General features: G+C 73.0%; 4 protein-coding genes and 1 pseudogene. 3 read left to right on the top strand and 2 right to left on the bottom strand.

What is annotated here, in order from left to right; genetic code table 11:
* Both ACY5KJ_RS13665 and ACY5KJ_RS13660 read left to right on the top strand, forming a co-directional pair.
* The coding region (locus tag ACY5KJ_RS13665) for a mannosyltransferase YkcB-related protein (RefSeq protein ID WP_462203509.1) at window positions 1-589 on the top strand (589 nt) is incomplete at its 5' end.
* A gap of 273 nt (window positions 590-862) precedes the next feature.
* On the top strand, window positions 863-2,143 hold the full coding sequence (locus ACY5KJ_RS13660) for a bifunctional glycosyltransferase family 2/GtrA family protein (RefSeq protein WP_462203510.1): 1,281 nt from the start codon (window positions 863-865) through the stop codon (window positions 2,141-2,143).
* Window positions 2,144-2,160: 17 nt separating this feature from the next.
* On the opposite strand, the gene ACY5KJ_RS13655 is transcribed toward ACY5KJ_RS13660, so the two are convergent.
* Complete coding sequence (locus ACY5KJ_RS13655; protein ID WP_462203508.1) at window positions 2,161-5,574, bottom strand: pyruvate carboxylase; 3,414 nt, start codon at window positions 5,572-5,574, stop codon at window positions 2,161-2,163.
* Window positions 5,575-5,682: 108 nt separating this feature from the next.
* On the opposite strand from ACY5KJ_RS13655, the gene ACY5KJ_RS13650 reads away from it, so the two are divergent.
* Window positions 5,683-6,867 (top strand): saccharopine dehydrogenase NADP-binding domain-containing protein, encoded by a 1,185-nt coding sequence (locus ACY5KJ_RS13650; RefSeq protein ID WP_462203507.1) that lies wholly within the window; start codon window positions 5,683-5,685, stop codon window positions 6,865-6,867.
* Window positions 6,868-6,891: 24 nt separating this feature from the next.
* Here ACY5KJ_RS13650 and ACY5KJ_RS13645 read toward each other — a convergent pair.
* Window positions 6,892-7,562 (bottom strand): annotated as a pseudogene (locus tag ACY5KJ_RS13645) (glutamine synthetase family protein); the annotation flags it as partial.

Below are 7,562 nucleotides of genomic sequence, written 5' to 3'. Positions count from 1 at the left end.
GCAGGCTGGCCCACAGGGTGGTGGAATCTTCCCCGGTGGGGCCTTCCCCGGCGGTGGGCAGCAGATGCCCGGCGGCCAGGGCGGGATGCCCGGCCAGGCGGGTGGTGGTGCCGGAACCGGAACCAGCGTGCTGGGGAACGGGATCCTCGGCGGGCAGGAGACCCGGGGCGGTGGCCCGGGCGGTCTACTCAGCGCCGTCACTCCCAGCGACGCGATCGTGAAGCTGCTCAGGCAGAACGCGGACTCCTACACCTGGGTCGCCGCCGCGGTCGGCTCGAATAGCGCAGCCGGATACCAGCTCGCGACCCAGGACCCGGTCATGCCGGTCGGCGGGTTCAACGGGAGCGACCCCTCGCCCACCCTGGCACAGTTCAAGCAGTACGTCGCCGAAGGAAAGATCCACTATTTCATCGGCGGCGGCGGTTTCGGTCAGGCCAACGGCGGTAGCTCGTCCTCACGGGAGATCTCCAGCTGGGTGACGGAGAACTTCACCTCGAAGACGGTCGACGGCGTGACCCTCTACGACCTGACCGCACCGAAGACCGGCGCCACCGCCGGCTCCACGACGGGCACCGGCGTCACTACCTGACGCCGCTCCGCACCACAACCGCAATCGCCGAGGCGATCCTCAGCCCGGCCGACGCTCACAGCAGGCGCACAGCATCGGCACACGAGCGGCACAGCTCCCGAACCGAGGGTGGAGAGCATGACGATGACGCGGATGCCTTCCTCGACGACCGTGATCTCTGGGATGACCGGGATGACCGGGACCTTCGAGACGACCGGGAGCACCGGAGCGAGCATTTCCGTTCAACATCATCAGCCTAGATGGCTCGGGCCGGACGGCGGCCGTCCGCGCCCGATGCTGGACGTCGTCATCCCCGTATACAACGAGGAGAACGACCTCGCTCCCTGCGTCCGACGGCTGTACGCCCACCTGACCGGGACGTTCCCGTACCCCTTTCAGATCACGATCGCCGACAACGCCAGCACCGACGGCACCTCGGTCATCGCCCAGGCGTTGGAGAAGGAGCTCCCCGAGGTCGCCGCGATCCACCTCGAAGCCAAGGGCCGCGGCCGGGCACTGCGGGCGGCTTGGGGCATCTCGCCCGCACCGGTGCTCGCCTACATGGACGTCGACCTGTCGACCGGCCTCGCCGCGCTGCTGCCCCTGGTGGCCCCGCTCATCAGCGGCCACTCGGATCTCGCGATCGGCACCCGGCTCTCCCCCGCCTCCCGGGTCGTGCGGGGACCGCGCCGGGAGGTGCTCTCCCGCTGCTACAACCTGATCCTCCGCAGAACACTGGCGGCCCGGTTCTCCGACGCGCAGTGCGGCTTCAAGGCGATCCGCGCCGACGCCGCGGCAGGCCTGCTGCCCTTGGTGGAAGACAGCGGCTGGTTCTTCGACACCGAGCTGCTCGTCCTGGCCGAACGGGCCGGAATGCGCATCCACGAGATCCCGGTCGACTGGATCGATGATCCGGACAGCCGCGTCGACGTGCTCGCCACGGCCATCGCTGACCTGAAGGGTGTGGTCCGCCTCTTGCGGGCGTTCGGCAGCGGAAAGCTACCGCTCGCCAGGCTGCACCAGGAGTTCGGCCGAGGCCCGCTCACCGCCGGCCACGCCGAGGAGGGCAAGGCCGTCGAGGTCCCGGGGGTACCGAAGGGACTCACCGGTCAGCTCCTGCGATTCGCCGCGATCGGGATCGCCAGCACGCTGTCCTATCTGGTGCTCTTCGTCCTGCTGCGGACAGTCACCGGGGCGCAGGTCGCGAACCTGCTGTCGCTGCTTCTCACGGCGGTTGCGAACACCCCGGCGAACCGGCGGCTGACCTTCGGTCTCACCGGTCCGGAGCGCGCCGGTCGCCACCATCTGCAGGGCCTGGTGGTGTTCGCCGTCGGCCTCGGCCTGACCAGCGGTTCGCTCGCGCTCCTGCACGCGGCGAGCACGAACCCCGGCCGCGGCATTGAACTCTCCGTGCTGGTGCTGGCGCACCTGGCCTCCACGGTCATCCGGTTCCTTCTACTGCGCGCCTGGGTCTTCCGCCCGGGCCGGGAGGCGGGGGACGTGGCCGGGACGCTCCCGGCCACGACACCCCCGCGGAGGCAGAACCCGACCGGCGGGATCAGGGACACAGCGTAATCAGGAACGCAGCGTAATCAGGAACGCAGAATAAGCAGCAGGTCACCGACCTCGACGGAGTCGCCGCTGGAGCGGACGAGCTCCACGACGGTCCCGCCCACCGGGCTGGTCACCGCGGCCTCCATCTTCATCGCCTCCACCACCGCCAGCCGCTGGCCCTTCGTCACCGTGTCGCCCACCGCGACGCTGAACGTGACGATGCCGGGCAGCCCGGCGCCCACCTGGTTCGGATCGGCGAGGTCCGCCCGACGGGCCACCGTGGTGGTGGCCGTGATGGACGCGTCCCGGACCCGCACCGGCCGGGGCTGGCCGTTGACCCGCAGGTACAGGGTGCGCATCGCGGAGTCGTCCGGTTTGGAGAGCGTCTCCAGCTCCACGATGATCTCCACCCCGGGCTCCAAGGTGACGGTGAGCGGAACGCCGGGCCGCAGCCCGTACAAAAAGCCGTCGGTCGGGACCACGGAGGAGTCCCCGTAGGCGTCCACCGCCCGCAGGTAGTCCTTCCACGGGCCGGGGAAGAGCAGCCTGGACAGGGCCGCCCGCCGCCGGGTCCCCGGGAAAGAGAGCTCGGCGGCGTCCGCCGCGTCGAGGTCGACGAACGGCGGCGCCGGGCGGCGCCCGGCCAGCGCCCGTTCCCGGAACGGTTCGGCGAAGCCGGCCGGCGGCGTGCCGAGTTCACCTGCGAGGTAGCCGAGCACGCTGGCCGGCAGGTCGAACTCCTCGGGATGCGCACGCAACCGGTCCACGTCGACGGATCCGCCGGCGATGAACAGCGCCAGGTCACCGACGACCTTGCTGGTCGGCGTCACCTTGATCGGCTTGCCGAGCAGCTCGTTGGCGATCGCGTAGCACTCGGTGACCTCGGCCCACCGGTCCCCCAGCCCCAGCGCGATCGCCTGCTGACGCAGGTTCGTCAGCTGGCCGCCGGGAATCTCGTGCCGGTACACGGCCCCGGTCGGGGCCCGCAGCCCCGCCTCGAACGGGGCGTAGAGGTCGCGCACGGCCTCCCAGTACGGCTCCATCGCGGACAGCGCGGGCAGCGCGATGCCGGTCGCCCGGGGAGTGTGGTCGGTCGCCGCCACCAACGCGGACATGTTGACCTGGCTGGTGCCGCCGGACATCGGCGCGGCGGCGGCGTCCACCGCGTCCACCCCGGCCGCGGACGCCGCGAGCAGGGTGGCGAGCTGGCCGCCCGCGGTGTCGTGGGTGTGCAGGTGGACGGGCCGGTCGAAACGCTCCCGCAGGGCCGTCACCAGCGTGGCCGCCGCCGCCGGGCGCAGCAGTCCCGCCATGTCCTTCACGGCGAGCACATGCACACCCGCCTCGACGAGCTGTTCGGCGAGGCGCAGGTAGTAGTCGAGGGTGTAGATCCGCTCCGCCGGATCGGAGAGGTCACCGGTGTAGCAGAGCGTCCCTTCGGCGATCGCCCCGGTACCGAGCACCGCCTCGATCGCCGGGCGCATCTGCTCGATGTCGTTCAGCGCGTCGAAGATCCGGAAGATGTCGACGCCGGTCGCCGCGGCCTCGGCGACGAACGCCCGGACGACGTCGTCCGGGTAGGGGGTGTACCCGACCGCGTTGCGCCCCCGCAGCAGCATCTGCAGGCAGATGTTCGGTGCGGCCTGGCGCAGCGCAGCGAGCCGCTCCCACGGATCCTCCGCGAGAAAGCGCAGCGCGACGTCGTAGGTCGCCCCGCCCCAGGCCTCCAGGCTCAGCAGGTTCGGCGTCAGCGCGGCGTACGACGGGGCGGCCGCCAGGATGTCGAAGCTGCGCAGCCTCGTGGCCAGCAGCGACTGGTGGGCGTCACGCAAGGTGGTGTCGGTGACGGCCAGCGCCCCCTGGGCGCGCAGCCACGCCGCCCAGCCCGCCGGCCCGAGCTCCGTCAGCAGCTGCCGGGATCCCGCCGGCAGCTGCGTGCCGCCGGGCGCCGTGCCGCGGGGCGCCGCCACCTGCGCGGGCGCGGGCGGCAGCAGCTCCCGGGGGTCGGCCAGGGCGACCGCCGGGAGCAGGAATCCGTTCACCGTGCTCTCGGCGAGGCGAGCCAGCAGCCGGCTGGTCGGGTCCGTCCCCTTGCCGGGAGCGAGCAGCTCCGGCCGTTCGTCGATGAACGACGTGCTCACCCCGCCGGCGAGGAAGCCGGGGTCGGCGAGGAGCCGCACCAGGAAGTCGATATTCGTACGCACCCCGCGGACCCGGAACTCGTTCAGCGCCCGCCGGGCGCGCCGCGCCGCCTTCTCCAGCGTGTTACCCCGGGTCGTCAGCTTCACCAGCAACGAGTCGAAGTACGGGCTGACTTCGGCCCCCGGGTACGTGGCGCCGTCGAGGCGCACCCCCGGACCGCCGGGTGACTGGTAGAAGCTGATCGTCCCGGTGTCGGGCCGGAAGCCGTCCGAGGGATCCTCGGTGGTGACCCGGCACTGGATGGCGGTACCGCGCAGGACGATCTGCTCCTGGGCGAGGTTGAGGCCGGCCAGGCTCTCCCCGTCGGCGATCCGCAGCTGCGCCGCAACCAGATCAACCCCGGTGACCTCCTCGGTGACCGTGTGCTCGACCTGGATCCGGGGATTCATCTCCATGAACGTGTACCGGTCGTCGGCGCCGAGAAGGAACTCGACCGTGCCCGCATTGACATAGCCGACATGCCGGGCGAACCGCACCGCGTCGGCGCAGATGCTCGCCCGGACCGCCTCATCGAGCCGCGGCGCCGGGGCGATCTCCACGACCTTCTGGTGCCGGCGCTGCACCGAGCAGTCCCGCTCGTACAGATGGATGATGTTGCCGTAGGCGTCGGCCAGGATCTGGACCTCGATGTGGCGCGGCCGGTCCACCGCTTGCTCCAGGAAGATCGTGCCGTCCCCGAAGGCGGCGGCGGCCTCCCGGGACGCGCTCGCCACCGCGTCGGCGAGGTCGGCGAGGCGTTCCACCCGCCGCAGGCCGCGCCCCCCGCCACCGGCGGAGGCCTTGACGAACAGCGGGAAGCCGACCTCCTCGGCGGCGGCGAGCGCCCCGGCGCCGTCCGGCAGCGGCACCGAGGCGCGCAGCACCGGCAGCCCGGCGGCCAGCGCGGCGTCCCGGGCGGCGACCTTGTCCCCGGTCAGCCGCAGGACCGCCGGGGGCGGTCCGACGAAGGTGATGCCGGCGGTGGCGCACGCCTCGGCGAGCACCGCCGACTCCGACAGGAAGCCGTAGCCGGGGTGCAGCGCGTCGGCCTCCGCCTGCTTGGCCACGGCGAGCAGGGCGTCGATGTCCAGGTATCCGCGCACCGGGTGCCCGGGGCCACCGATCTCGTAGGCCTCGGACGCCTTTGTCCGGTGCAGCGCGGAAACGTCTTCGGGCGTGTAGACCGCCACCGTGCGCAGGCCCAGTTCCTGAGCAGCTCGGAAAACACGGACGGCGATCTCACTACGATTTGCAACCAGTACCTTACGCACACGCGCCTCCTCGGACGGGTGCGCATCATTGTGGGGTGTGCAGGCCGCTACGCGCCAAAGTAACGTCTCAAGGGCCACCTTCGACAGATGGGCATAACGTCGGGACCCATGACGGCCCGTATCGTAGTGTTCGGCGCGACCGGTTACACCGGCCGGCTGGTGACCGCAGAACTCGTGGCTGTCGGGCACCGACCTGTCCTCGCCGGCCGCACGGAGACCAGGGTCCGTGCCCTCGCCGCCGCCTACGACGGCCTGGGGACCGCCGTGGTCGACGCGACTACCCCGGCCGGCGTGGCTGACGCGGCCGACCGGACGAAGGCTCGGGGCGCGCCCAGCGGCGCGTCGCTGGCCCGCCTGCTCGGGCTCGGCACCGGGGACGTGCTCGTCTCCACGGTGGGCCCGTTCCGCCGGTTCGGGCGGCCGGTCGTGGCGGCGGCGGCCGCGGTCGGCGCGCACTACCTGGATTGTTCCGGGGAGGGCGCATTCCTGCGGCACGTCTTCACCGAGGTCGGCCCGCGGGCGGCGGCGTCCGGGGCGGCGTTGATCCCCGGCGCCGGCTTCGACTTCGTCCCCGGCAACCTCGCCGGAGCACTGGCCCTGCAGGCGGCCGGCGGCGAGGCCCGCCGCCTCGACATCGGCTACCTCGTCACGGGCGCTCTCGGGATGAGCAGCGGAACGCGGGCGACCCTGCTGGCCGCGCTGACCGAGCCCGTCATCGTGCTACGCGGCGGCGTCCTCGTCGAGCGCCCGCTCGCCCGCGAGGTGCGGTCCTTCCGGTCGTCCGGCAAGGTCACCGGCGGGTCGGGCGGCCGGCGGGGACACCCGGCGGTGCTGTGGTCGGGAGGGGAGCCGTTCACCCTGCCCCGGCTCGCGCCGGCGCTGACCGACGTCGCGACGTATATCGGCGGCGTCGACCGCGGCATCCGTGTGGGGCAGGCGCTGTCGTTCCCCCTGTCCGGGCTGCGTCGTTTCCCGCCGGGCCGGGCGCTGCTGGCCGCCGCCGCCCGGTCCGCCCTGCGGACGACCGGCCGCGGACCGGACCGGGCGGCGCGGGCCCGCGCCGGGGCGCAGGTGTTCGCGCTCGCCCGGGACGCCGCCGGCCGGGAACTCGCCACCGTGCGGCTGGAAGGTCGCGACCCCTATGCCTTCACCGCTCGGATCATGGCGTGGATGGCGGGACATCTCGCCGCGGGCACCGTCGCCCGCGCCGGCGCGCTTGGCCCGGTCGACGCCTTCGGCGTCGAGGACCTGGAGCGGGCCGCCGCCACGGCCGGACTGCGCCGGGTGGGCTGACACCCGGTCAGCACCGCCGGCGGGTCAGTACCGCCAGCGGGTCGCCGCGACGACGGCAGCCGGGTCAGCCTCGGCGAAGCGGTCGATCTCCGCGCGCCGGACGGCGGCGACCGCGTCGTGCAGCTCCCGTCCCAGGGCGCGGTGCAACACCTCGTCGGCCTCGAAGGCGGCGACCGCCTCGCCCAGGCTGGTGGGCAGGCGCCGGATGCCGCGGCGGGCCCGTTCGGCGGGGTCGAGCGAGGCCGGGTCGACGCCCACCGGCTCCGGCAACGCGGCCGCCGCCGCGAGCCCCGCCTGCCCGGCGGCCAGCAGACCGGCCACCAGAAGGTAGGGATTCGCGGCAAGGTCGAAGGACTTCACCTCCAGGTTCGCCGCCTGGCCGGCCGCGGCCGGCGGCCCGGGGATCATCCGCAGCGCGGCCTCCCGGTTCTCCCGACCCCAGCAGGCGTGGACACCCGCCCACGTCGATGGCACCAGTCGCAGGTAGGAGGCAACGCTCGGGGCGCCGAGAGCCATCAGCGCCGGCAGCCGGCCGAGGATCCCGGCGGCGAACGCCTCCCCGGCAGCGGTCAGTCCGAGCGGCCCGTTGCCACCCGCCATGAGGTTGATCCGGCCCGGGCGGGCGGATCCCCCGCCGGCCCGGGCTGGGCCCCCCCGGTATGGGCCCCCCGGGTATGGGCCACCGGAGTTCGCCC

Source organism: Frankia sp. CcWB3, from assembly GCF_977927595.1.
This window is presented reverse-complemented; position numbering and strand designations above follow the sequence as displayed.

Coding starts and splice junctions, on each gene's coding strand:
- ACY5KJ_RS13660 (WP_462203510.1), top strand. CDS start 863: ATGCTGGACGTCGTCATCCCCGTATACAACGAGGAGAACGACCTCGCT.
- ACY5KJ_RS13650 (WP_462203507.1), top strand. CDS start 5,683: ATGACGGCCCGTATCGTAGTGTTCGGCGCGACCGGTTACACCGGCCGG.